This is a genomic window from Capnocytophaga periodontitidis (assembly GCF_016126015.1).
Classification (GTDB): Bacteria; Bacteroidota; Bacteroidia; order Flavobacteriales; family Flavobacteriaceae; genus Capnocytophaga; species Capnocytophaga periodontitidis.
This window is the reverse complement of sequence record NZ_JAEFDB010000001.1, coordinates 77,489-103,487: the sequence shown is the minus strand read 5'-3', so window position 1 is coordinate 103,487 and position 25,999 is coordinate 77,489. Positions and strand designations below refer to the sequence as shown.

The window sequence follows — 25,999 nt, the reverse complement described above, 5'->3', positions numbered from 1 at the left end:
CAAAAAATAGATACACTCTTTTTTTGTGAGTATTTTTTAGCATTAAGCTTCTTTTTTCTCTACTTCTTTCTTGTCGTCTCTCAATCTAATGGATAGTTCCATAGAGATAGCCGAACGTTCAAATTTTATTTTACCTGCAAGGGTTTCAATCACACAAGTATCATCGGTAAGTTCTACAATGCGACCGTGCATACCACCTTTGGTAATTACTTTATCACCTTTCTTCATTGATTGTATGAAGTTTTTTTCTTGTTTTTGTCGCTTCGCTTGTGGACGAATCATTAAAAAATACATTACCACAATCATCAATGCGATAATCAAAAAATTGTTACTCATCAAATTTTGCATATATACTTAATTTTAGTTTTTAATTTTGTTACTTACAAAAGTCCTCTTCCAATCTTTTTAATAAGTTCTTTTTCACTGAGTTCCTTGTGTACTACATTCAGTACCCCATTGATGAACAAACTACTTTTAGCAGTAGAATACTCTTTAGCAAGCTCTAAGTACTCGTTGATAGTTACTTTCACAGGAATACTTGGGAAGTGCAAAAACTCACAAATAGCCATTTTCAAAAGAATAAGGTCTAACACTGCCACGCGTTCCTTGTCCCAATTGGTGAGTTTATCCTCTACAAAACTCTTAAGTTTAGCATCGTTAAGGGCAGTTTTCTTTAGCAAATCTACTAAAAACTCTTTTTCTTCACTGTTGTTGTAGAGAGGAGGAGAAAAATACTTTTCAGGAGGATTCGGGCGTAAATTTTTAAACTCTCTTACTATAAAGGTGTTTACAATAGGAAAATCATCCATCCACGTAAGGTTATAGTCCTCTATATATTCATAAAGCCCTTCATCAGGAGCAATGAATTCTTCAAAAATTTCAATTAAGAATTTTTTGTCGGCTTCAAAACTTGCTTTTTGTTTACTATAAGCTTGGTAAGTATCGCTTTCCACAATACGTTTATAGAGCGTTCTCACATATTCTTCTTGGATATTCCAAAAATTGATATGAGCTTCAGCAATAGCCTTTTGTAACATTTCATTAGTAGCAATAAGTGAAAGTAGCTCGTTGTCTTTCATTTTTTGGTGTAGGAGCTTATCAGTAGGAGTTGCTAAGTATTTTTTTTGTGCTACTTCGTACTGATTTACCGCCAAAGAATGAAGCTCTGTAAGGAGTGCCATTAGCAAGAGATATAGATTTTCCATCTCATTGGCACTATTTTGCAAGAATTTCAATTCTTTGTCTAAATCCTGACTTTGGCTTTGCTGCATTGCATAGACTGATTGCATCACTTTAGCCCTAATATGTCGTCGTGTAAGCATAATTTATAAGAACCTTATTTACTTTATTTTTGAGGGTGCAAAAGTAGGAAAAAAGCTTTAACGAGCAAAGAAAAAGGGGTAAAAAAGTGTTTAAAATGTTAATTTTTTACTAAAATCGCATTTTTTTTTGTTTTATCTTTGCTATAAACAAATATATTACTACCTTTGTACCAAGTTAACTATATTATACAATTTATAATATGAACAAAACAGAATTAATCGATGCAATTGCTGCAGAAGCTGGCTTAACAAAAGCTGATGCTAAAAAAGCAGTAGAAGCGTTCTTTTCAAGTGTTGAAAAGAGCCTTAAACAAGGTAAAAAGGTAGCTATCGTAGGCTTCGGATCTTGGTCAGTAGCTAAGAAAGAGGCAAGAGATGCAAGAAATCCTCGTACTGGTGCTGTTATCAAAGTTCCTGCTAAGAAAGTAGTAAAATTCAAAGCTGGGACTGAACTTTCTGAATCAGTAAACAAAAAGTAATTGCACTAAAAAGTCCCTTTCTCATTAAGAAAGGGACTTTTTTTTATTTACTAATTTTCTAATCTGTTAATTATTATGACAAATCTAATGAACGAACAAGAGTTTACTCAGCTATATATTGATGCTTTGAGAGAGACTTTCCCCGATATTACTATAAATAGCACAGCGGTATTGGAGGTAAGCACAATAACCCCTGATGACCAGCGAGAAGTAAAGCATTTTTTGGATAATTGTTTTAATGAATATCTAACCAATCCGAATGATTTAAATGATATTTTAGACAAATATCTCGCTCCATTGGTTAGAATATACAAGCCTGAGGAAGCAACAGCAATCACTGATTGTATCTTTCCTACAATCAAAGATACAACCTATATAAAGAAATTGAAGAGTATAGTGCCGGATGCTGAAGAGTTGCCAATGGTATATGAGAAGTATAACGATGAGTTGTATGTGTTTTACGGGGTAGATGACGGCGATAGTATAGGCTCTTTGTCTACTTCGGACTTTGAGGAGTTAGGAATGAGTATTGAAGCTCTACGAGAGTTGGCTCTCAACAATTTAACTAACACCTTAGAAATAGAAGCACAAGCTGATGAACATCTCATTTTTCTAACAGCAGATGGCAATTATGAAGCAAGCCTTATTCTTCTGACGGATATATGGACAAAAGAGAATTTTCCAGTAGAAGGAGAGATTGTAATAGGAGTTCCTGCACGCGATGTATTGGTAGTTTGTGGCAGTGAAGATGCAGAAGGTTTGGCACAACTTGAGTCGGTTATCAGTGATATATATAGTGGAGGGGATCATATTATCAGCGATAAGAAATTCGTTTTTAGAAACGGGAAGTTTGAAGTATTTTTATAATTTATAACTCACATTACCAATGAAAAAGAAGAAAATAGTAGTCCTTACAGGAGCTGGTATCAGTGCTGAAAGCGGCGTGAAAACCTTTCGCGATGCCGATGGTTTATGGGAAGGGCACGACATAGAACAAGTGGCAACCCCTTACGGATTTAACAAAAATCCTGAACTAGTGTTGAACTTCTACAACGGCTTGCGCAAACAGCTAAAAGATGTGCAACCTAATCCTGCTCACCTATTGCTTGCCGAGCTTGAAAAAGACTATAATGTGGTAGTTATCACGCAAAATGTAGACGATTTGCACGAACGTGCAGGCAGCAGCAATATTATCCACCTGCACGGTGAACTCTTAAAAATGCGTGGAGTTGACGACCCTTACACTTTTTACGACTGCACTGAAGATATCAAAGTAGGTGACCTAAGCCCCAGTGGCGCACAATTGCGCCCTCATATCGTGTGGTTTGGCGAGGATGTACCAATGATTGTAAAAGCTGCCGAAGAAGTTGAAACTGCTGATATAGTACTCATTGTAGGGACTTCACTACAAGTGTATCCTGCTGCCGGACTGATGAATTGTGCTGAAGAAGACACTCCTATATATTATGTAGACCCGCGCCCAAGTATCAGCAATAAAAATAATATTACTGTAATTAAAGACGTTGCCTCTACGGGGGTAGCTAAAGCTATTGAACTAATAAAAGAATTAAAATGAGTAACTTCCCAAAATTTATTTTAGGTGACAACACCGATATGCCTGACGCTATGTTCGTAGTGCATTTAGAGTATCCACGCTTCGTATTGAATTTAGATAACGACGAAGTTGAATGGCTTGAAGAGTTTGATGAAGAGGACACTAAAGAATTAGAAGCTGAAAGTGAGAACCTTATAGCAGAAGCTATCGCTTTCTACGAACGTGAAATTACCCGTATAGAAGAAAATGACTATTAAGCAACTCATCCAGCAAATCAAATCAAAGCAATCGCTATTATGCGTGGGGTTAGACACTGATATAACCAAAATTCCTCCTCACTTACTTGAGGAGGAAGACCCTATTTTTGCTTTCAACAAGGCAATTATAGAAGCTACCCACCGCTTTACAGTAGCCTATAAACCCAACACTGCTTTCTACGAAGCTCACGGTGAAATAGGGTGGCGTGCCTTAAAAAAAACGATTGACTACCTCAACCGCCACCACCCCGATATTTTTACCATTGCCGATGCTAAACGCGGAGATATAGGCAACACCTCAAGTATGTATGCCAGAGCTTTTTTTGAGGATATGCAATTTGATAGTGTGACTGTTGCCCCCTATATGGGTAGGGATTCAGTAGAACCTTTCTTAGCTTTTGAGAACAAACACACCATTCTATTAGCGCTAACATCTAACGAAGGGGCTTTTGATTTCCAAACACAGAAACTCAGTGATGAGGAATTGTACAAAAAAGTATTACGCACCTCACTCACTTGGCAAAACAGCCAAAACCTAATGTATGTAGTAGGAGCAACCAAAGCTGAATTCTTAAAAGAAATACGCCAAATTATCCCTGAACACTTTCTATTAGTCCCTGGAGTTGGTGCACAAGGAGGTAGCTTAGAAGAAGTTTGTCACTATGGATTTAACGAACATTACGGACTGCTCATCAACTCATCACGTGGTATTATCTATGTCTCTAAAAGTGAAGATTTCGCTAAAATAGCAGGTGAAAAAGCTGAGGAATTACAACAGAAGATGAAATTAATGCTTAAAAGTGGTAAATGAATAGTAATGAAAAGGAGCAAGAGAAATGACAAGTGTGAGAAGTAATAGGTATATCAACTTTGTACAAGTTTAAAACTTTGGCAGAATATGGTGATTAAAAACTAGTAAACTAATGACTAACAACTAAATAATATGATTACATTTTTAAATAAAAGCAACATTACCCCAACCATTGAAAAAGATGCCGCTCGCTTGTTCTCATTGTTGAGCAGGCGTTATCAGCAACCCTTATCAAACCTTTTTAATGATGAAGCTCAGGCTCCTTATGTAGTAGGTTATATAGAAGACGGTCGCCTACACGGAATGGCTTCTATGGCTATCTACAGAGTGATTTCAGGCTACAAAGGTTGGATAGAAGATGTGGTGGTAGACGAGATGGCACGTGGTAAAAAAATAGGGACTCAGCTCATACAACTTCTTATCGCCAAAGGCAAAGAATTGGGCTTAGGAGAAATATTGCTCTTTACCTCGCCTACTAACGAAGCAGCTATTAAGCTCTATGAAAATGAAGGCTTTAAACGTAAAGGTGCAGAGGTATATGTGAACGCTCTCAAACAAATGTATCCCCCTGAATCTTGATATATTGTGATTTCTTTGTATTTTTGCGCCCTTTAAAAGAAAACTCAAAATACTATGGAATTAGTTCACAAGAATCTTGTATTGCCTAACAATGGCAAAAAATTATTGTTACACACTTGTTGTGCACCTTGTTCAGGTTCAATTATACTATCTATTCAGGGGTCGGGGATCGACTTTACTATATTTTTTTACAACCCTAATATTCACCCTAAAAAAGAATACGAAATCCGTAAAGACGAAAATATTCGTTTTGCCGAAAAGTGTGGCGTACCTATTGTAGATGCTGAATACGACACCGATAACTGGTACGCACGTGCCAAAGGTATGGAATTTGAACCTGAACGCGGTAGCCGTTGTGCAATGTGTTTTGATATGCGGATGGAACGCACCGCTTTATATGCTCACGAAAATGGCTTTGATACCATTGCTACTTCTTTAGGTATCTCACGCTGGAAAGACCTCAACCAAGTGAATGAAGCAGGCAAAAACGCTGCTAACAAGTATGAAGGTCTTACTTACTGGGACTACAATTGGCGCAAAAACGGAGGCTCTGCCTGCAATATGGAAATCTGTAAGAATGAAAAGTTTTACCAACAAGAGTATTGTGGTTGTGCTTTCTCATTACGCGATGCTAACAAATGGCGTGTTGCCAATGGTAGAGAGAAAATACGCATAGGAGAAAAATACTACGGAAATTAACTAATTTGCTAATTTCTAAATTTGCTAATGAATATGATAACTCCAGAAGAATTTTCAGAAGGTCGTATCTTGCTTATTGATAAACCCTTACAATGGTCGTCGTTTCAAGCGGTGAACAAAATCAAATGGGCAATACTCAAACACTATAAGCTCAAGAAAATAAAGATAGGGCACGCAGGAACATTAGACCCGCTTGCCTCTGGTTTATTGGTAATTTGTACCGGTAAATTTACCAAAAAAATCACTGAAATACAAGATGCTGTAAAAACCTACACGGGCATTATCACCTTGGGAGCTACTACCCCTTCCTATGATATGGAAACTGAAATAGATGCTCGCTACCCTACTAACCATATCACTCCTGAACTGATAGAACAAGTGCGAAAACAGTTTATGGGTGAGCTTGTGCAAACCCCACCTGTATTTTCGGCTATAAAAAAAGAAGGCAAACGCCTCTACGAATTTGCTCGCGATGGCAAAGAAATAGAAGTACCTCAGCGCACTATTTACATTCACAATTTCACTATTGATGCAAGTCAGTTTCCTGAGTTGCACTTTGAGGTGGTATGCAGTAAGGGTACTTATATACGTTCTTTAGCAAACGATTTTGGTAAAGCCTTAGGCTCAGGAGGCTATCTATCAGCTTTGCGACGTACCAAAATAGGTGATTTTTCAGTAAGTGATGCCATAAGTCCTGAAGAGTTTGTCAGTACTCATATTCCTGACCTCAGGAAACACCCCCTTCCTCCTATTATTCTTACTACTGTGGTAGGTGAACCACAAGAAAAGAAAGTTCTCAACGACCGTTTTGCCGATCGCAATAAAACCATCAACAGTCAGTTTGAACGTGAAGAAACACCTCCCTCCCACCCTACTGGCGAGTTGAATATGGAGGCTATATTTCCAAGACGAAAAGCTCAAAAAACTTCTGGGTTACAGTATGAATTACGCGCTTTTATGCGAATGTTCACTAATACTGATAAGGCAATTACTATCACTTTGCTCATACTCTTCTGTACTGTACTCACCCTTATGGTAATACAATTGAGCGACAAGAAGAAAGAAATAATGATAGAAATGGCACTTACCCCTGATGATTTACCTCAAGAACCTCCACAACCTGAAGAAACCTCTCCTAATGCCGATGTTCCTACTAACAATACCAAACTCACTACCAATGCTTACAACCAAGCAGATGCTTCCTTACAACACACTGATGATTTCAAAACTTTAGACGAAATTATGGCTGAACGTGCTGCTCAGGAAATGGCAGCTGCCAAAGAAGAATTAGTAGCCAACCAAAAAATGGCAGGCGACCTCATTATCACCGATCACAGTTTGCAAAACACAACTAATACTCCTAAAATAAGTGACAAAGTGAATAAAAACACTTTAGTAAAATACGCCTTAGCTGGTAGAGTAGGAAATATTCCGAATCCTGTATTTACTTGTGAACGTGATGGAAAAGTGGTGGTAAGTATCACTGTGGACGAAGCAGGGCGTGTGACTAAAACAGCTATTGATAGAGCTAATTCTACAACTACCGATGATTGTTTATTAGAAAACTCATTACTCTACGCTCAAAAAGCTAAATTCAATGCGGTGAGTGGCAAAAAAGAACAAACAGGCACTATTACTTATATTTTTCAGAGCAAAAGATAACAAATTATGACTATATTTCCACGATTTTTATACCTCATCCTGCTTGCAATAGCAGTGGTAGCTTGCAAAAATACGCCTAATGACGGCAAAGATTTTAACATAGAAATCTTTCCTAAAAAGAAAGAATACCACTTAGGTGATACTCTTGTGGTGAAAATCACACACCCAAAATTCAGTGAGGCAATTACCAAAACTTCTTTTCAATTTCATCAACAGCATTTAGAAGCTCAAGGCGATACTATTGTACTGCACGCTCTTCTGCCGTTAGGCAAACAGCAACTAAAAGTTACTGCTCATACTACTAACGGACAACAGTACACCGTACAAAAACAACTATTGTTATTAGCCAAAGATGCTCCTAAAATCTATACATACAAAATCATCAATGAGTATGCACACGACAAGAAGGCTTATACACAAGGATTAGAATTCATAGGTGATACGCTTGTAGAAAGTACAGGGCAATACGGCGAATCATCTATACGCAAATGGAATCCATTTACAGGGGAAGTCTATAAAAATGTACCTTTACAACCTTCATACTTTGGCGAGGGCGCTACTGTTTTTAAAGGTAAAATACTACAACTCACTTGGAGAGAACAAGTAGGAATGGTATATGACAAGGATTTGAATTTTCAGAAGACCTTCACTTATGGCAAAAGTAAAGAAGGTTGGGGGCTCTGCCATAACGGAGAAGACAAACTCTACAAAAGTGATGGTAGTGAAAAAATTTGGTTACTCCATCCCGAAACTTATACTGAGATTGATAGCTTACAACTCTGCACTAATAAATCGCTCTACACTTATGCTAATGAATTAGAATTTGCTAACGGAAAGATTTATGCCAATACTTTCTTAAAGGACGGCATAATGATTATCAATCCCGAAAATGGTGCTATTGAAGGTGTGATAGATGTACGCGGACTCAAAAATAAAGTAGAGCAAACTCCTGATGTGGATGTACTCAATGGCATTGCCTATCACCCTAAACGTCAAACTTTTTTCATTACGGGTAAGAATTGGAGTAAAATTTTTGAAGTAGTTTTCTTACCTTCTAACAACTAAACAGTAACAACTATACTGCTCTTTCCATTGCCTTTCTTTTGTACTACTACTTTCACAGCAATGCGCTCTACCATTTCTTGTACGTGAGAGATAACCCCTACTTTTTTCCCTTGATTTTGTAGGCTTTCCAATGCATCTATAGCTACTGAAAGCGTTTCGGAGTCTAAGGAGCCAAAACCTTCATCTATAAAGAGGGTTTCTACATTCATTTTAGTAGATGAGAGTGAGGAAAGTGCCAAAGCCAAAGCCAGAGATACTAAAAATGATTCTCCTCCTGAAAGTGAATAAACCGAACGCACCTCAGCACCCATATCGTTATCTACCACCTGCAAACTTAAAGAATTAGGAATGCGTTGCAAAGTATAACGCCTATTGAGATAGCGCATTTGCACATTGGCGTATTGCAAGAGCATATCAAGAGTATATTCCTGAGCATACTTACGGAATGTGTTACCTGTACTACTTCCTATAAGGTCGTTGAGCAAACTCCAGCGATGGGTGAGTTTTTCCTTTTCTTCTTTAGCTATATGCAATGTTGCAGCGGTAGCACGCTGCTGACTATCAGTTAAAAGCCTACTTTTTTGAGTAACTACAGCCTCACGTAATATATCTTCTTCAGCTGTTTGAGCTACCAATTGCTGTATGGTAGCTTCTTCTGTAAGGTCAAGTGGTCGTTTTTCTTTTAATTGTTCAAGAGCCTGTTGTTTTTCTGTAGCAATAGTATTGTATTGGGCTATGCGCTCGTTTAACGATTGAAGGGCTTGCCTTTCTGATTGTAGCCATTCGTGAGAGCGATTTGCCCACTCTAACATCTTTCTTCTTATAAAGTCTATTTGCTCAGAAGGGTAGGCAGTAAGCCATTCTTCTATTTTAAGAGTTGCCTCAGTTATATGAGTTTGCGATTGCTGTTGTTGCGTTGTTAGAGTTTCTAAAGTCTTTTCATTAGCCGTCAGTTTTAGTAAAATAGCATTGTATTGCTGTTGGTTTTGCTCCAACCGAGATGTTAATTCATTTATTTGTTTCTCAAAAGTAGCCTCTACCTCTTGAGCCGATTTTCCTTCTAACAAATTGTTACGTTCTTCTTTCATTTTTTGCAACTGAATTTGCTCTTTAGTAATACGCTCTGTCAATTCAGTGAGTTCTTGCTGGAGTGCTTGAGCCGAAGAAGAAAGCTCTGTGCGCTCTTGTGTGAGTTCTGCAAGGCGTTTTTTGTATTTTTCGAGACAAGCCGAATGTGTTTCCCAATCGGTTTTAGCTGTGGTAACTTTATTTTGAAATTGTGCAATATCTGTTTGCCAAAGATTAAGCCAAGCAGCCGAAAGTTGCAAATTTTGCAACTGCTGAAAGTATTTTTGGCTTTGTTGTTCGCAATTCTGAGTGTCTTTTGCAAGAGTATTCAACTCATCGGTGAGTGATTTAAGTTTATTAAGCACTTCAAAAAGCGTTTCAGTTTCTACTAAAAGGTGCTCTATTTCAGAGATTTTACTTGTGATATAAGGCTCTATTTCGGCAATAGGATAAGCCATATAGTAATACACCGATTGTGTTAAGCGTTCGTACTCTTGGGTGTATAATGTTGCGTATTCAGCATTTTGTGTGGTTTGCTGTGCTATGCGTTTTTGCAGTTCTTTAAGCTCTGTTTCTTTGGTAATTAAGTCTTTTGTAAGCGACTCTAAATGCTTTTTAGCATTGAGGAATTCTTGATATACCGTATTGATAAGATGTTCGGCAACAGCCTTGTGAGCATTGGGGTGGTGTAGCGACCCACATACAGGACAAGCCTCCCCCTCCACCAAATGTTCACGTAAAAACGCTACATCTTTGGTATTTTCTATTTGTGCTTTTTGGTAAATACGCTCAGCAGTGTCACAAGCGATTTTGGCTTCTGCCTGAGCTGTTTGCAATTGTGTTATAGCCTCTTCCGTTTGATTTTGTGTATGTTGCAACTCCTGTAAGAGCGATGCTCCTTGTATTTTCTGTGCTTCATATTGCATCATTCGTTTTGCCACTTCTCTATCCAATTGATACATTTGCAAAGCTGTGAGATAATCCTTTTGTTGTTTAGCAAGAGCCTCTACATCTATTGAGGGGAGATTTTCAATAGCGTGTTGAGCTTTCAGGTCGTTGAGTTGTTGTGTAAGGCGTTCTTCCGTTTGCTTGTAGGCAGTTAGTTTTTCGTTGAGCAGTTGCTGGTCGGTTGCGAGTTGCTCTAACCACAGCGCATTGCGGTACAATTGAGCCTCATCGGGGTGAGTATTGAGCCATTGTTCTTCAGTTTGAATGTAACTCTCCCCTTTTTGGATATGTTCCACTACTTTTTCAAGTTCTGTTTCTTTAGTTTGTAAAACAGATTTTTTAGTGTCGTACTGTTGCTGATATTGCAATAGCACATTTTGTTGTTCTGTGAGACGAATATCCAGTTCCTTTGCTTTAGCGATAGCAGGTTTGGCTATTTCATAAGTTCTTTTGGCTGTTGTCAAATCCTTTTCGATAGCCTCTTTATCACTGAAAATAAGAGCCTTATCGGTAGTAAGTTGTTCTTTTTCTAAAGTAGCTTGCTCTAATTGTTGTGTGGTGAGTGCTAATTTTTCGCTTTCCTTTTGCTGGGTGAGGATATCCCCTTTTACAGCTTGCAACTGCTCCACCATTGCAAGTTGAGCAAAACGTTCTGACTGAGAGATTTTCTCCTGCTCGGCTATTTGTTTATTTTCAAGAGCCTCTTGCCATTGTTGTGTGTACAATTTCTGATTGTCAAACCACTGTTGTTGAGCTCTTAAGGCAGTAAGCGACGACTGCAAATTGTTTAATTGAGCTTCATCAGCAGCGAGTTGGGTAGATAGCGTTGTGCGTTCATCTTCCGTTAGGAAAACAATATTTTCAAGCTGTTTTTCTAAGAGTTGAAGTTCGTTTTTGTGTTGTTTATGAAGTTCGTGTATCTGTTTAGAAACACGTGTATAAATCTCAGTACCTGTGAGTTTCTCTAAAATATCCGAACGTTTATCGTCGTTTGCTTTTAAGAAAGAAGTAAAATCGCCTTGTGCTAAAATCACCGATTTAGTAAACTCATCAAAAGTTAACCCTACGCATTCGCGAATCTTTTCGAGTACGAGTGTTTTGCGATTTTCGGCAATTAAGTGGTTATCAGTTAAGCAAGTGAGTTGCATTTTCTCGTTTTGGATAGCCCCCGAGGGTTTGTTGTAAGCGCGGCTCACCTGCCATTCGGCTTCGTAAATCTTACCATCAACCGCCTGAAATACTACTTTGGCATAGCCCAAAACAGCCCCTTTGCGCAAGAGGTGTTTCACGTTGTTAGCCTTTACCTCTACCCCACTATCGGTAATAGCAACGGAACTCTGGGTAGCAGCCAATCGAGGAGTATCGTTGTAAAGGGCGAGGCAAATAGCATCTAAAATAGTTGATTTTCCTGCACCTGTAGCCCCAGTAATAGCGAATAACCCCACCGATTTGAGGGGTTCAGCTTCCAAATTGAGGGTAAAAGGGCCTTCGATAGAGGCAATATTATGGAGAGAGACGGAGAGTATTTTCATAAGAAAAAAACCTCCTTAAGGGGAGGTTTTTAGAAGTTGCTATGTTATTTTTGGAACTTAGCGTATTTGTTTTTAAACTTATCAATACGTCCGGCTGTGTCAATAAGTTTAGATTTACCTGTGTAGTAAGGGTGAGAAGTGCGAGAAATTTCCAATTTCACTAATGGATACTCAACCCCATCTACTTCAATAGTCTCTTTAGTTTCTACGGTAGACTTTGTGATGAAGATATCGTCGTTAGACATATCTTTGAAAGCCACCAAACGATAAGATTCTGGGTGAATTTCTTTTTTCATTGCAATGTTAAATTTTTATTACGTAATTTTTTCAGGGCGCAAAGGTACGATTATTTTTTTAAATGGCAAATTTTAAGGAATAGTTTTTAGAAATCAGAGCTTGGAGACTAACAAGCTGAAGAAGATAGAGTTTTAAAAATCAAACGATTACAACATATTGATTTACAAAGAATTTTAAAGTGTATTGACAAGCATTGAACGGAAAGAGCTGATAGTTAAGGTTTAAAAACTTGCTAATTGACAAATTATTTGTATATTTGCACTCTATAATAATTAGAAAACTACATCTCAATGAAAACAGAACAAGAATTAGCAGAATTTTACGAGCGATTGAAAAACGAACTTTTAGAAACAAGTTTGTGGCCTACTCGCTACCTCTATAAATTTATCATCCCTAAAGACGAGGCTAAATTAGCGCAATTAGAGGATGTTTTTAAAGATACTGATGCCGAAATTACCACACGCCCCTCAGCAGGCAATAAATACACAGGAGTTTCGGTAAGCCTCACCGTAAAAAATCCCGATGAGGTAATTGCTTTTTACAAAGAAGCTGGCAAAGTAGAAGGAATTTTATCACTATGACAACCTTAGAATACAATACCGAACGCCCGCATTTGCACATCCCTGAATACGGGCGACACATTCAAAAAATGATTGAAAAAGCGGTACTTTTAGAAGACCGGGATGAACGCAACCGCACAGCTCGCAGCATCGTTGCTGTAATGGGTAACCTATTCCCCCACTTGCGCGATGTACCCGACTTTCAACACAAATTGTGGGATCAATTGTTTATAATGTCGGGCTTTCAGTTAGATGTAGATTCTCCTTACGAGAAACCTACTCCCTCTACTCTACACAAGCACCCCGACCGCTTAGAATATCCACAACACCGACTCAAATATCGATTTTATGGCAATATCATCCTTAGGCTCATCAATACTTGTGTGAAATGGGAAAAAGGCGATTTACGAGAGGCTTTGGAGTATTCCATCGCTAACCATATGAAAAAATGTTTCCTCACTTGGAACAAAGAAGCGGTAGACGATAGTGTAGTGTTTGAACACCTTTACGAATTGAGTAAAGGACGGATAGATTTGCGCAAAAGGAAAGAAGACCTTTGGGACAGTCAAGCATTGATACGTACCAAAATGAACCTCACTCGCCGTTCTATACCGCAGCAGAACCAAAATCAACCCCATCAGCAACATCAACAAAACAAAAAAGTTTTTACTAATAAATTTAATAAAAAGAATAACAATGGGCGTATTTAAGATAGAAGGAGGACATATTCTTAAAGGAGAAATTACTCCTCAAGGTGCTAAAAACGAGGCATTACAAGTGCTTTGTGCTGTTCTACTCACCGACCAAAAAGTTACTATTCACAACATCCCCGACATTCAGGATGTGAATAAACTCATTTCTTTACTCGAAAATTTAGGTGTAAAAATTCAAAAAGTAGGAAAAGGCTCTTATAGCTTTCAGGCAGATGAGGTGAATATCGATTACTTAAAATCGGAGTCTTTTCATACCGAAGGGCAAGCCTTGCGCGGCTCTATTATGGTGGTAGGGCCGCTACTCACGCGTTTTGGCGTAGGTTATATTCCTAAACCTGGAGGAGACAAAATAGGTCGCCGTCGCCTCGATACCCACTTCGATGGCTTTATCAAATTAGGCTCCCATTTTGAATATGACGAGAACAACTATACTTATAGTGTAGTAGCCGAAAAACTACACGGTACTTATATGCTTTTGGAAGAAGCCTCTATTACAGGTACTGCCAACATTATTATGGCAGCAGTATTAGCTGAAGGTACTACCACCATCTACAACGCTGCTTGTGAGCCTTATGTACAACAGCTTTGCCGTATGCTCAATGCTATGGGGGCTGATATACAAGGTATTGGCTCTAATCTCATAACTATCAACGGGGTAGAACGCTTGGAGGGTTGTACTCATACCATTTTGCCCGATATGATTGAAATAGGTAGCTGGATAGGTTTGGCCGCTATGACCCGCAGCGAGATTACTATCAAAAATGTGGGATGGGAACATTTGGGTATTATGCCTACTATTTTCCAAAAGTTAGGTATTTCCTTCGAAAAGAAAAACGACGATATTCATATCCCTGCTCACACTAATGGCTATGAGATTCAGAACTATATCGATGGCTCTATCCTTACTGTAGCCGATGCTCCTTGGCCTGGTTTTACTCCTGACTTATTGAGTATTGTGCTGGTAGTCGCTACTCAAGCACGTGGTGAGGTGCTCATTCACCAAAAGATGTTTGAAAGCCGACTCTTCTTTATTGATAAACTGATAGATATGGGTGCTAAAATTATATTGTGTGACCCACACCGCGCAACAGTTATTGGCAACGACTTCAAATCGCCTTTGCGCGCTACCCTAATGACTTCCCCCGATATACGTGCTGGTATTGCCCTACTCATCGCAGCCTTATCAGCCAAAGGTACTTCTACCATCTATAATATAGAACAAATAGATAGAGGGTATGAAAATATTGATGGGCGACTCGAAGCTTTAGGTGCTAATATTGTGAGAGTGAATTAAAAAACAATAATATGGAAACATTAGCAAAAACCATAAACCCTATTATTTGGGGAAAAGCGCAATCTTATGCTCAAGAGAATGGTATAGATCTTTTAAACTATATAGAAAAGCAACTGAAGAGTTTGTACATTCAAGAAGAGATTTTTCCTAAAAAAAGAAAAGATAGAGATATCAATGTTCTTTTGGACAGTATTACAGGTGTTCTACCCGAAATGACTGATGAAGAAGTAAAAGAAGAATGCGCCAACTGTATTGAAGAAAAATACTTTGCTTTAGGATGAAAAGAATTTTTATAGACACCAATATTTTATTAGATTTGGTGATGAAAAGACATAGTTTTTTATCAAGAAGCTAAAAAATTATTTGATTATTGTGAGCAAAGAAACATAAAAACTTATATCTCAGCAATTTCTATTGCAACAATAAATTACTTATTATCAAAATCCTATAGAAAAGATGAAGTAAATAGAATATTGGAAATTATTTATGATATTACTGAAATACTTCCTTTTTATAAAGAAATTATTTTTACAGCTCATCATTCTAATTTTAAAGATTTAGAAGATGATTTTCAATATTTTACAGCTAAAGAAAACAATATAAATATCATCATAACACGTAATCAAAAAGATTTTAGGGTAGATGATATTTCAATACTAACACCTAAACAATTTTTGAGAACTTTTTAACTAACAACTAAAGACTAATGAATTACAATTTTGACGAAGTAGTTTGTAGAAAACATACAGATGCCTTAAAATTAGAGGCATTAGCTCCTCGCTGGGGGCGCACCGATTTGCTACCAATGTGGGTAGCCGATATGGATTTTAAAACACCTCCTTTTATTGTAGAGGTGATGAAAAAACGTATGGAATGCGAAATCTTTGGCTATACTGCTAAGCCTGAGAGTTGGTATGAGGCAATCATCAGTTGGCAAGCTCGTCGCCACCAATGGACAATTGCTAAAGAAATGATTTCATTCGTTCCTGGGGTAGTTCCTGCTTTGGCTATGGCTGTGCAATCCTTTACTGAGCGCGGTGAAAAAGTAATGATTCAACAACCGGTATACAATCCTTTTGCTCAGGTGATTCGCAACAACCACCGTGAATTAGTGAACTGTCCGCTTGAATTAAAAGACGGACAATATCACATCAATTTTGAAGTATTTGAAAAAAAGATAAAAGGTTGCAAGCTCTTCCTTTTCTGTCATCCTCACAACCCTGGTGGACGCGTATGGACACGTGAAGAATTACAGAAAGTAGCTGCTATTTGTGCTCAAAACAATGTAATAGTAGTTGCCGATGAAATCCACGCTGACCTTACCTTATCACCATATCAGCACATCCCATTTGCTACTGTAAGTGAAGAAGCTGCACAAAACTCGGTAGTATTTGCCTCTCCGAGCAAAGCATTTAATATGGCAGGTTTAGCTACCTCGTATGCCGTGATTGCCAACCCTACCCTACGCCGACGTTTTGAAAGTTATGTAGAGGGGAATGAATTAGCCGCAGGAAATGTTTTTGCATTCAACACTGTGGTAGCAGCCTATAACAAAGGTGAAGAATGGCTACAACAAATGCTCAACTATGTACAAGGAAATGTTGATGAAGTAATACATTACATCGAAAAATACATACCACAATTAAAAGTGATTGTACCCCAAGCATCTTACTTAGTATTTATAGATTTCAGCGCATTACAACTCAGTCAGAAAGAAATTGTAGCCCTATGCACTGATAAAGCACATTTAGCCCTAAATGATGGAGCTATCTATGGGGAAGAAGGCAAAGGTTATATGCGTATAAATTTAGCTTGTCCGCGAAGTGTGGTAAAACAAGCCTTGATACAACTAAAAGAAGCGGTTCGGTCTATAAACTAATAATAAAAGACGAGGTTTTTACACCTCGTTTTTTATTATAACTATTGATTTTTCTTAGGCTTCAAAATATCTATCATTACTGCAATAATAATGAGTAGCACTCCTATAATAAGATTTGTTGTAAGACTTTCTTGCTGGAATATCCAAATACTGATAGCTACTGCTACAATAGGTTCCATTACCCCGATGATAGCTGTAGGAGTAGAACCTATCATTCTGATAGCATAAATAAGGGTGATGATAGAAAACAAGGTAGTTACTATACCGAAACTTGTAAGTAGTAAACTCATTTTTACTTCTGGAATGGGGAGAGGGGTACCTATAACCCATAGTTTTACAAGAAAATAAACTGAAGAAAATAAGGTAGAATAAAACGACACTTTTATTCCTGAAGCCGATATTTTTGATTTATTAACAATGAGCATATAGAGTGCATACGAAATTGCTCCAAGTAGTGATACGCCTGCCCCTATATAGTTGATTGAAAAGTTTGTTACATCTTTTACACTGAGTAAGAAAACACCTATTAATACAACAATGAGGGCTATCATTGTGCGAAAGGTAATATGTTCTTTGAAAAAAACACCCAAAGCAAGTGCTACTATTAGCGGATACATAAAAAATATAGTAGAAGCTATACCTGGGGAGAGCAAATCGTAGGCAAGAAAGAGAAATTCAGCTGAAAGGGCGTACAACAATCCTAAAATAAGGAAGATAAACACTTCACGCGGGATAATATGCAGTGTTTCCTTTCGGTAGAAAAGATACCCCATAATAAAGAGACTTGTTGTAATGAAACGATAGAAAAGTGCCGCATCTACCGAAAAACCTTGCTGCTTGATAGGAATCATAAACAGCGGAATCATACCATAAGTAACCGCTGAAATAAAAGCTGCTAAATACCCTTTTACTATATCTTTCATAGTAAAAATTAAAAGAGTCCCATTACATAGGGATAATAGATGATACAGAGCACAATGCTTACAGGTATCACAGCAAAGCCTACACTTCCGGCAGCAACATCTTTGATAATCCCAATAGTTTTATGATGATCGGGGTGGATGAAGTCGCAGAGTTTCTCAACGGCTGTATTGAGTCCTTCGACTGACAGTACTATAGCGATACACAACAGTTGTACAATCCATTCATTGGTAGTAATGCCGAAACAAAAGCCTAAAATCACCCATACTAAAGAGATGACGATGTGTACCATCACTGGGGGTTCATTCTTTATTAAATAAAACAAACCTTGAAATACGTATTGTAAGCTTTTGAGTCTTTTTCTTATAAATTCCATAATTCTTTATGCTGATTTATTTCTTAAATCGCATTCCGATAACGCCAAAGATAGCTTCACGGATAATGCTTTTATTCATTTTTGATTTTCCTTTAGTTCTATCGGTAAAGATAATAGGTACTTCAATGATTTTAAACTTCTTGAGGTAAGCGCGATACTTCATCTCTATTTGAAAGGCATAGCCTACAAATCGGATAGTATTCAGGTCGATGCTCTCTAATACCCTTCGGTGGTAACACACAAAGCCAGCAGTAGGGTCTTTAATTTTCATTCCCGTAATCACCCTCACATAGATAGAAGCCCCATAGGATAACAAGATGCGTTGCAAAGGCCAGTTCACTACATTCACCCCTTTTACATAACGGGACCCTATCGCAACATCAGCACCTTGCTGACAAGCCTCATAAAGTCGTAAGAGGTCAGCAGGGTTATGAGAGAAATCGGCATCCATCTCAAAAATATATTCATAGTCGCGTGCTAATGCCCACTGAAATCCGTGAATATAAGCTGTTCCTAAGCCTTTTTTCTCTGTGCGTATCTCTAAAAAAAGTCGGTTAGGGTAAATATTTTGTAATTCGCGTACCTTATCGGCAGTACCATCAGGAGAATTGTCGTCTACAATAAGAATATGAAACTTATCACTTTGGGCAAATACTGCCTTTATGATAGCTTCTATATTTTCAATTTCGTTATATGTAGGGATAACAATTAACAATTAACGATTAACGATTAGCAATTAATAATGAACAAGGTGGAGATACACAAAAACTTTGCCAAAGTTGGTCGTAGCATAGTAAGCTATCTCACTTTGGCAAAGTATTTTTATATAAAATATTCAGTTTATCATTATTGTTAGCTGAATTACATATCTCCCATTTCTTTAGTAAGTTCAGCATTCATAGCGCGGTATACACCTGTTTCGAGTTTCTCACGAATCGCTGAGAATGCTTCCAAAGTACGGTCAATATCTTCTTTACTATGTGAAGCGGTAGGGATAATACGCAAGAGTATCATTCCTTTTGGAATCACAGGATAAACTACAATAGAAAGGAAAATACCGTAGTGTTCACGTAGGTCGTTTACCATCGCCATTGCTTCAGGAATACTACCGTGCAAGAATACAGGCGTTACGCAAGTATTGGTATTACCGATATTGAACCCACGCTCTTTAAGTCCGTTTTGCAAACGATTTACGTTATCCCATAACTTTTGTTGTAGTTCAGGCATTGTTTCCATCATTTCCAAACGTTTCAAAGCACCTTTTACATAAATCATCGGAAGTGATTTAGCAAACATTTGAGAGCGGAGATTGTATTTAAGATAATCTACTACTTTGGCATTTCCAGCTACGAAAGCCCCAATACCTGCCATTGATTTAGCAAAAGTAGAGAAATAAACATCAATTTCATCTTGTACACCTTGGTGAACTCCTGTTCCTTCTCCACGAGGACCTAAGGTACCAAAACCGTGCGCATCGTCTACCAAAAGGCGGAAAGGATATTTCTTTTTAAGGGCTACAATTTCTTTAAGTTTGCCTTGTTCGCCACGCATCCCGAAAACACCTTCTGAAATCACCAAGATACCGCCTCCTGTAGTTTCAGCTAATTTGGCAGCACGCTCTAAGTTTTTCTCAAAGCTCTCCATATCGTTGTGTTGATAGGTATAGCGTTTACCAAAGTGCAAGCGTACCCCATCGATGATACAAGCGTGTGCATCAACATCGTATACAATCACATCGTTTTTGGTAACCAAAGCATCAATAATAGACACCATTCCTTGGTAACCGAAGTTGAGCAAATAAGATGCTTCTTTGTGTACAAATTTGGCTAAACGTTTTTCGAGTTCTTCGTGCATAGTAGTATGCCCGCTCATCATACGAGCCCCCATAGGGTAAGCTGCACCATACTCGGCAGCTGCTTCGGCATCTACTTTGCGGACTTCAGGGTGGTTTGCAAGTCCTAAATAGTCGTTGATACTCCAGTTGAGGATTTCTTTTCCTTGAAATTTCATATGAGGGCCTAATTCGCCTTCCAATTTAGGGAATACATAATACCCCTCGGCGTGGTCAGACCAGCGCCCTATACTTCCTTTATTTGCATAAATATGCTCAAATAAATCTTTCATTCGTTCTTTATCTTATTTTGTTAATTGATAATTGTTAGTCAATAAATCCTTGTTTTTTCATCCAGTCGTCGCTGTAGATTTTGTTCATATAGCGCGAACCGTGATCGGCGAGGAGGGCAACTACAATACTATTTTCGTCGAATTTACCTGCCTCGGCATATTGTTTTACGGCTTGCATTGCTGCTCCACTGGTGTAGCCCATAAAAAGTCCTTCAGTACGTGCCAATTCACGAGCGGTGAGTGCCGCATCTTTATCGGTTACTTTGATGAACTCATCAATAACATCGAAATCAGTAGCAGTAGGAATCAAGTTTTTACCCATTCCTTCTATTTTGTACGGATATACTTCGGCAGGGTCAAACTCTCGGGTTTCGTGATATTTTTTAATCGCTGAACCATAGGCATCTACCCCTAATACTTGCACTCTTGGGTTTTGCTCTTTTAGGTAGTGGGCAATACCTGAAATGGTACCGCCTGTTCCACTACATACCACCACGTGAGTAATCTCGCCTTGTGTTTGTTCCCATATCTCACGACCTGTCTGGTAATGAGCCTCAGGGTTTAGTGGATTGAAATACTGATTGATATAGATAGAATTAGGAGTTTCGTTGTGGATGCGTTTGGCTACTTCGTAGTAAGAGCGAGGGTCATCGGGAGCAACATTTGAAGGACACAAATGCACTTCAGCTCCTAAAGCTTGTAGCATTTCCACTTTGTCGTGAGAAGATTTATCGCTAATTGCAATGATACAGCGGTAGCCTCTTAGAGCACTTATCATCGCCAAACTGTAGCCCGTATTACCCGAACTAGTTTCTACAATAGTATATCCTGGTTTGAGAAGTCCTTTGCGTTCGGCATCTTCAACGATATATTTGGCTACTCTGTCCTTGGCAGAATGACCTGCGTTAAAGGCTTCGAGTTTAGCAAAATAGCGACCTTTAAGATTTTTGGTAATTTTGTGCAATTCCAATAGAGGTGTATTGCCAATGAGTTGTAGTAAGCTGCTATGTACGTTCAATGATTCGTTTATTTTCATTGGTTACTTGCTTTATTTTTGAGTGGCAAAAGTACGAATAATTTGTCAATTAGCAAATTTGTCAATTATCAAATTTCAATGAGCCCTTGAAAGTTGAGTTTATAAGGTTCATCTTTATATAGAGGGAGGGTTTCATCTGTTACATTGCTAAGCCCTACACCTGCATAGAAAGTGCGAGCGTTATGTTTTTCGGCGTGTTTGCGCACCACTTCCATAAATACCATATCGTACTGAGTAGGGTCGTCGCCATAGGGTACTGCCCGCACAATGATAAAGTATTTTTGGTTGTTCTTGTCTACACATACAAACTGAGGGTCGCGCTTGAGTTCACTATTCACTAATAGAAATTCCCATTGTAGTTCCTTTTGTAAGGCTTCACCTACAATGTTCATCGCTAAATTGTGGAGTTCTTGACCTGTAAGGGGCGTCATATTCACTTTTTCTTTATATAAGGTTGATCAATTTTTATTTTAGGATAATTTAAACGGGTAACCTTATACCCTTCTGTTGTTTTCTCTAATAGTACCTCATAGTTAGTATACCCTTCTTGAAATTCTCTATAAATTTTAAGAACTATGCCTTTTGAAGTCCTCACTGCATTCATCACCTCATCTAAAAAACCATCATTGTCACATAGTTCAAAAAATTGAAACATTTTTCTATTAATACCAAGTGAATTATTTTCCCCTATTGGTACTAATCCCTTAAAACCTGTATTTGTAATTAATATGGCAGGTTGATAAGGTTCTCCGCAAAAAGTTAATCCATCATCATCTGATACAGGTGTACCATAATAGGCAGTTCTGAAAAATTGTATGCGTTCACCGTTGTCAAAGGTTTTATCAATCAGTTTATCAGTTGTTCTAAATACATTTCTTCCATCTACAATGAGAGAATCAGTATTATTCAACACTATTTTTATATAATGAAAGGCTGTACAATTATCTTTTGTGAAATTGTATAAGGTATCTGAAACTCCCACTATTGCTACCCACTTTGTATCAAGATCAGTACGTTTTTCTTTTAGAAAACCTTTATGGTTATAAATAGGAATTGAATCTCCTAACAAAAAAGCTTCTTTTTTATCTGGCAAAAAGATTAAATTCTTATTTTCATCAGGGAGATGCAAATCATAACGACTTACAAATTCACTATCTTCAGAAGGATCTTTTCTCACTGATAAATCTTCCTCAGCACATACAACTACTGTATCTTTTTCTACTGAAATATCATCTCTATCAATAGAAGTAGTATTATGACAATTGAATAGCCATAACATAACTAAAAAATAAAGTGTTTTCATAAGTTTACAACTAATAAATTATTGATTATCAAATTAATAAATTTTGTTAAAGTGTAGTAATAACTATTTTGCCAATTGTTCTAAACCATATACGATGAGGTCTTCTACTACTTTTTTAGTATCCTTAGTGAAAGTACCTGTAGGGCGATTGGCAATGATAGCATTGAGCGAAACAGCTTGGTGCCCTAAGAGTTTAGAAAGCCCATAGATGGCAGAGGTTTCCATTTCGAGGTTCGTCATACGATGCCCATTGTGATTGAAACTATGTAGTTTATCATTGAGTTCAGGGTCTTGCACTGGCAAGCGCAATACGCGTCCTTGAGGACCATAAAAACCTGGAGCAGTACCTGTAATTCCCTCAAATACTTTATCGGTGAGGAGGCGTTTTTTGAGTTCTTGTCCGCAAGCGATGATATAAGGGCGACCTTTGAGAGGATTCCAATTTGTATGAGCAATAAAAGCCTCTTCCATAGCGAGTTCACGTACCTTAGGACTATCCTTATACGAATGGAACATATTGTCCATACCTAATCCGTGAGAAGAGAGCACAAAACTATCAACAGGTATATCGGCTTGTAGAGAGCCTGAGGTACCGAAACGCACTATATTGAGCGAAGTGAGCTGCTCTTTGGGCTGGCGCGTATGCAAATCGATGTTGGCAAGAGCATCGAGCTCGTTGATCACAATGTCGATATTATCAGGACCTATACCAGTGGAAATTACAGTAAGGCGTTTACCTTTATAAGTACCTGTATGGGTACAGAATTCGCGTTTTTGGGTGCTAAATTCTATATTATCAAAATAAGCGCTCACACGAGGTACACGATTAGGGTCGCCTACCAAAATAACAGTATCGGCGACTTGTTCAGGTCGCAAATTGATGTGGTAAATACTACCATCGGGGTTTAAAATAAGTTCAGATTCTTGAATCATAATTTATAGTTCTATTAATTTTTTAAGATATTGTTCTATCGCTGGGCGACATTCGTTTTCAAATAGTTGTTCTAAAGTATGGATTTGTCCGTGCAATTCAGTAGGCACTTCTTCCAGCACTTTGTTGAGAATGATAAGTATTTCGGACTCGCGTTTGGCGTTGATTTGTGCAAACATTGTAGTCATTTTATGAGCGATTGCCTTAATACCTTTATAGTCTTCGCGATCGGCAAGGAGTTTAAGTGTTTGTATATTTTCGCTGCTTTCTTTTAAGAAATGTTCGTAAATACCTATGATGCCTTCGCGGTCGTCCCCCATAAAGCTTTCTAATATTTCAGGGGTATAGCCTCCTACTATGTTGTTACTCACCATAATAGGTTTATGTTCTACTTCGGTATCGAGTTTAGGGAAGAAGATTTTCAGTTTTTGGTAGAACTGTTCGGGGGTGAATGGTTTGGGCAAAATGCCAGAGAAGCCACTCTTCATATAGAAACTTTCAGGCACATCACGTCGTCCTGTAATTGCTAATACAGGCAACGGATTGTTTTTGTATTGTTCGTTGAAGAGGGTTACAAAATGGAAACCATTCATTTCAGGAAGCTGAATATCAGTTATTACCAAATCGAAATTGAAATCTTCCATTTGTTCAAACGCTTCTTTACCATTGTTGAAAGTAATGGTATTGATATGTTTTTGTTTTAGCAATTCTTCTATGAGTGAAAGGATAGAGAGGTCGTCATCTATTACTATAATGGTAATTAAATCAGGGGTTTTATCATTGGTAATGATTTGAGGTGCTTTGGTACGTTCTACTACTTTCTCAGCCAAGAAGCGCAAAGTGAAAGTACTACCTTTGTTCTCATAGCTTTCCAAATAAATTTTACCGCGCAATAGATGTGCTAATTTTTGAGAGATGTGCAAACCGAGACCTGAACCGCCATAACGTTTAGAAATTTCGTCGTTTGCTTGGGTAAACTCATCAAAAATGTGTTGTTGTTGTTCTTTTTTTATACCGATACCTGTATCGGTAACCGCAATACCTATTTCATATTCATCACCATTGAGCTGACGTGCATCGGCCTGTATGTGTACCGTTCCGCGTTCTGTAAATTTAAAGGCGTTAGAAATAAGGTTGTACAATATCTGTTTGATACGATAAGCATCACTTGAAAAATTGAGATTGTTCACCGTTTCGGAGAAACTGAGAGAGAGGTTGATTTCTTTTGTTTTGTAAGCCGATTTGACATTATTGGCAACCTCATCAATAATTTCGGTAGTATTAAAAGGTACTTTTTCGATTGTAATTTTACCAGCCTCAATACGGGTGTAATCTAAAAGTTCGTCTACTAATTTAGAGATATACTCAGAAGAATACTTGATATGAGAAAGGTAATTTTTACCTTTTTCTGATATATCTTGTTTGCTAAGCAGTTCGGAATAGCCTACAATGGAGCTCAATGGCGTACGCAAGTCGTGGCTCACCATAGAGATAAGCTGTTCACGGTTCTTGAGTAGATTGTTAGATTTCCTATTGGCAGCTTCCAAACGACGACGATAGCGCTGTGAGGTGACAAAATCGTTGATAATCACAATAGATGAAATCACAATAATACCTAAAGCTACTAAGAAGGCAATCATCAGTAGATTTTTGCTATTTTCAAAAATTTGTTTGCGTTCCAAGCTTAATCTTTGAGAATTAGCTAATACTTCTTCTTCAAAATTATGTAGTAAGTCATCTAATTTTCGCGAAATCTGGACATCATTTTGCCAGAGTTTTTGCATTTTTTCATTTATCTGACTTTTAGATTCTTCAGTATCCTCATTTATCTTGTTTAGGAGAGAAAGTGTTTCTAATACGACCTTATCAAATTTAGTATTTTTAAAGGTAGTAGGAATTTTTATATTTTTATACTTTTTTAGGATAGAAGCGATATCGGGAGGAGCTTTTTCAGGAGTTGTTCTTCTTCTATAAGTTTCTTTACTATAAAGTTCATAGCCTAAGTAAGGTTCTAAGCTTGAGAGTTTTCGTATAGCGCTACGTATGATAATAGAAGTACTATCGGTTTCTTGAAAGGCTTTTAACTCTTGTATATTTTCACTTTTTAAGTTGAGCAAAGAGCGAATTGTATCAAGTGTGAAGACTTGTTTTTCGGAGCTAATATCACGGCGAAACTTAAGTATTTCGGTTTGCAAATAGACGTTTTTTTCTAAAAAGAGTTGCAAGGCTTCTCTATCGTCAGTACGCATAGCGATACGTCCTGCACTTTCGGTATCGTTTACTAAAGAGAGGATTTTGCTGATTTGTATAATTTTATTTCTATCTTCTTGATTTATCTTTTCTTGATGGGATAGCTTTTGTATTTCTTTGAAGATTACATAGCCCGCTACTACCGATACCAAGAAAAGTAGTACATAACTCGCTATAACTTTGATAGTTATTTTATTTGTTTTCATCTTGAGTATTTAGTGTTGTGAACAGATATAAACTAACGCACAAAAGTACGTTTTTATTTTGGAATAAACAAATTTTAATATTATTCCTTATAAAAAACTGTTCTAAAAGGTCATCTTTAACCTTTTAGAACA

The 25,999-nt window shown here is 37.7% G+C and carries 28 protein-coding genes; 15 read left to right on the top strand and 13 right to left on the bottom strand.

The genetic code is table 11. The features are described 5' to 3' along the window. Positions 1–42: 42 nt before the first annotated feature. Together yajC and nusB are read right to left on the bottom strand one after the other, a co-directional pair. On the bottom strand, positions 43–348 hold the full coding sequence (yajC, locus tag I7X29_RS00465; protein WP_009412350.1) for a preprotein translocase subunit YajC: 306 nt from the start codon (positions 346–348) through the stop codon (positions 43–45). A 32-nt stretch (positions 349–380) separates the two neighbouring features. Then, positions 381–1,322: a transcription antitermination factor NusB gene (gene nusB / locus I7X29_RS00460; protein ID WP_198472425.1), complete on the bottom strand. Its 942-nt coding sequence runs from the start codon at positions 1,320–1,322 to the stop codon at positions 381–383. A gap of 200 nt (positions 1,323–1,522) precedes the next feature. On the opposite strand from nusB, the gene I7X29_RS00455 reads away from it, so the two are divergent. From I7X29_RS00455 to I7X29_RS00415, 9 genes are all read left to right on the top strand, one after another. Continuing rightward, positions 1,523–1,801, top strand: a complete 279-nt coding sequence (locus I7X29_RS00455) for an HU family DNA-binding protein (RefSeq protein WP_009412348.1) — start codon at positions 1,523–1,525, stop codon at positions 1,799–1,801. Between the two features lie 75 nt (positions 1,802–1,876). Then, a complete protein-coding gene (locus I7X29_RS00450) occupies positions 1,877–2,668 on the top strand; it encodes a DUF1444 family protein (protein ID WP_198472424.1) in 792 nt (263 codons plus the stop codon). Between the two features lie 19 nt (positions 2,669–2,687). Then, positions 2,688–3,377 (top strand): SIR2 family NAD-dependent protein deacylase, encoded by a 690-nt coding sequence (locus I7X29_RS00445; protein ID WP_009412345.1) that lies wholly within the window; start codon positions 2,688–2,690, stop codon positions 3,375–3,377. Next, positions 3,374–3,613: a hypothetical protein gene (locus I7X29_RS00440; RefSeq protein WP_009412344.1), complete on the top strand. Its 240-nt coding sequence runs from the start codon at positions 3,374–3,376 to the stop codon at positions 3,611–3,613. Before I7X29_RS00445 ends, I7X29_RS00440 begins: the two co-directional genes overlap by 4 nt. Further along, a complete protein-coding gene (pyrF, locus tag I7X29_RS00435; protein ID WP_198472423.1) occupies positions 3,603–4,424 on the top strand; it encodes an orotidine-5'-phosphate decarboxylase in 822 nt (273 codons plus the stop codon). Before I7X29_RS00440 ends, pyrF begins: the two co-directional genes overlap by 11 nt. A 132-nt stretch (positions 4,425–4,556) precedes the next feature. Then, a complete protein-coding gene (locus I7X29_RS00430) occupies positions 4,557–5,003 on the top strand; it encodes a GNAT family N-acetyltransferase (protein ID WP_198472422.1) in 447 nt (148 codons plus the stop codon). Between the two features lie 54 nt (positions 5,004–5,057). After that, positions 5,058–5,702, top strand: coding sequence for an epoxyqueuosine reductase QueH (locus I7X29_RS00425; RefSeq protein ID WP_009412341.1), 645 nt, complete (start codon positions 5,058–5,060; stop codon positions 5,700–5,702). A gap of 33 nt (positions 5,703–5,735) precedes the next feature. After that, positions 5,736–7,364 (top strand): tRNA pseudouridine(55) synthase TruB, encoded by a 1,629-nt coding sequence (gene truB, locus I7X29_RS00420; protein WP_198472939.1) that lies wholly within the window; start codon positions 5,736–5,738, stop codon positions 7,362–7,364. 6 nt (positions 7,365–7,370) lie between these two features. Continuing rightward, on the top strand, positions 7,371–8,429 hold the full coding sequence (locus I7X29_RS00415; RefSeq protein WP_198472421.1) for a glutaminyl-peptide cyclotransferase: 1,059 nt from the start codon (positions 7,371–7,373) through the stop codon (positions 8,427–8,429). On the opposite strand, the gene I7X29_RS00410 is transcribed toward I7X29_RS00415, so the two are convergent. Both I7X29_RS00410 and I7X29_RS00405 read right to left on the bottom strand, forming a co-directional pair. After that, complete coding sequence (locus I7X29_RS00410; RefSeq protein ID WP_198472420.1) at positions 8,426–11,977, bottom strand: AAA family ATPase; 3,552 nt, start codon at positions 11,975–11,977, stop codon at positions 8,426–8,428. The two genes, I7X29_RS00415 and I7X29_RS00410, sit on opposite strands and share 4 nt — an antisense overlap. Before the next feature lie 44 nt (positions 11,978–12,021). Then, positions 12,022–12,273 (bottom strand): type B 50S ribosomal protein L31, encoded by a 252-nt coding sequence (locus I7X29_RS00405; RefSeq protein ID WP_002680810.1) that lies wholly within the window; start codon positions 12,271–12,273, stop codon positions 12,022–12,024. Between the two features lie 291 nt (positions 12,274–12,564). On the opposite strand from I7X29_RS00405, the gene I7X29_RS00400 reads away from it, so the two are divergent. From I7X29_RS00400 to I7X29_RS00375, 6 genes are read left to right on the top strand one after another with little or no spacing between them, the layout of a single operon-like run. Then, positions 12,565–12,855 (top strand): DUF493 family protein, encoded by a 291-nt coding sequence (locus I7X29_RS00400; protein ID WP_009412336.1) that lies wholly within the window; start codon positions 12,565–12,567, stop codon positions 12,853–12,855. Then, positions 12,852–13,544: a DUF4290 domain-containing protein gene (locus tag I7X29_RS00395; RefSeq protein WP_009412335.1), complete on the top strand. Its 693-nt coding sequence runs from the start codon at positions 12,852–12,854 to the stop codon at positions 13,542–13,544. The genes I7X29_RS00400 and I7X29_RS00395 overlap by 4 nt, the downstream gene beginning before the upstream one ends. Then, a complete protein-coding gene (murA, locus tag I7X29_RS00390) occupies positions 13,531–14,841 on the top strand; it encodes a UDP-N-acetylglucosamine 1-carboxyvinyltransferase (protein WP_198472419.1) in 1,311 nt (436 codons plus the stop codon). The genes I7X29_RS00395 and murA overlap by 14 nt, the downstream gene beginning before the upstream one ends. Positions 14,842–14,852: 11 nt before the next feature. Beyond that, a complete protein-coding gene (locus I7X29_RS00385) occupies positions 14,853–15,122 on the top strand; it encodes a hypothetical protein (protein WP_198472418.1) in 270 nt (89 codons plus the stop codon). Between the two features lie 51 nt (positions 15,123–15,173). Beyond that, positions 15,174–15,530 carry a PIN domain-containing protein gene (locus tag I7X29_RS15690; RefSeq protein WP_353936345.1) on the top strand — a complete coding sequence of 119 codons (357 nt, stop codon included), beginning with the start codon at positions 15,174–15,176 and terminating at the stop codon, positions 15,528–15,530. A 17-nt stretch (positions 15,531–15,547) separates the two neighbouring features. Further along, on the top strand, positions 15,548–16,720 hold the full coding sequence (locus I7X29_RS00375; RefSeq protein WP_198466538.1) for a MalY/PatB family protein: 1,173 nt from the start codon (positions 15,548–15,550) through the stop codon (positions 16,718–16,720). A 41-nt stretch (positions 16,721–16,761) separates the two neighbouring features. Here the strand turns inward: I7X29_RS00375 and I7X29_RS00370 are convergent, their stop codons facing one another. From I7X29_RS00370 to I7X29_RS00330, 9 genes are all read right to left on the bottom strand, one after another. Then, positions 16,762–17,643: a DMT family transporter gene (locus I7X29_RS00370; protein WP_198472417.1), complete on the bottom strand. Its 882-nt coding sequence runs from the start codon at positions 17,641–17,643 to the stop codon at positions 16,762–16,764. 8 nt (positions 17,644–17,651) lie between these two features. Further along, positions 17,652–18,017, bottom strand: a complete 366-nt coding sequence (locus I7X29_RS00365; RefSeq protein WP_009412330.1) for a diacylglycerol kinase family protein — start codon at positions 18,015–18,017, stop codon at positions 17,652–17,654. 16 nt (positions 18,018–18,033) lie between these two features. Next, complete coding sequence (locus tag I7X29_RS00360) at positions 18,034–18,732, bottom strand: polyprenol monophosphomannose synthase (RefSeq protein ID WP_198472416.1); 699 nt, start codon at positions 18,730–18,732, stop codon at positions 18,034–18,036. A 146-nt stretch (positions 18,733–18,878) separates the two neighbouring features. Then, positions 18,879–20,141: an aminotransferase class I/II-fold pyridoxal phosphate-dependent enzyme gene (locus I7X29_RS00355; protein ID WP_009411789.1), complete on the bottom strand. Its 1,263-nt coding sequence runs from the start codon at positions 20,139–20,141 to the stop codon at positions 18,879–18,881. Between the two features lie 34 nt (positions 20,142–20,175). Then, a complete protein-coding gene (locus tag I7X29_RS00350; RefSeq protein WP_198472415.1) occupies positions 20,176–21,177 on the bottom strand; it encodes a PLP-dependent cysteine synthase family protein in 1,002 nt (333 codons plus the stop codon). Between the two features lie 68 nt (positions 21,178–21,245). Further along, positions 21,246–21,608 (bottom strand): Na(+)-translocating NADH-quinone reductase subunit F, encoded by a 363-nt coding sequence (locus I7X29_RS00345; protein ID WP_096089136.1) that lies wholly within the window; start codon positions 21,606–21,608, stop codon positions 21,246–21,248. A 2-nt stretch (positions 21,609–21,610) separates the two neighbouring features. After that, a complete protein-coding gene (locus tag I7X29_RS00340) occupies positions 21,611–22,480 on the bottom strand; it encodes a hypothetical protein (protein ID WP_198472414.1) in 870 nt (289 codons plus the stop codon). Positions 22,481–22,543: 63 nt separating this feature from the next. Then, entirely contained in the window at positions 22,544–23,413 is an 870-nt protein-coding gene (locus tag I7X29_RS00335) for a nucleoside phosphorylase (RefSeq protein WP_198472413.1), read from the bottom strand. 3 nt (positions 23,414–23,416) lie between these two features. Continuing rightward, entirely contained in the window at positions 23,417–25,867 is a 2,451-nt protein-coding gene (locus I7X29_RS00330) for an ATP-binding response regulator (protein WP_088594587.1), read from the bottom strand. Positions 25,868–25,999 lie beyond the last annotated feature (132 nt).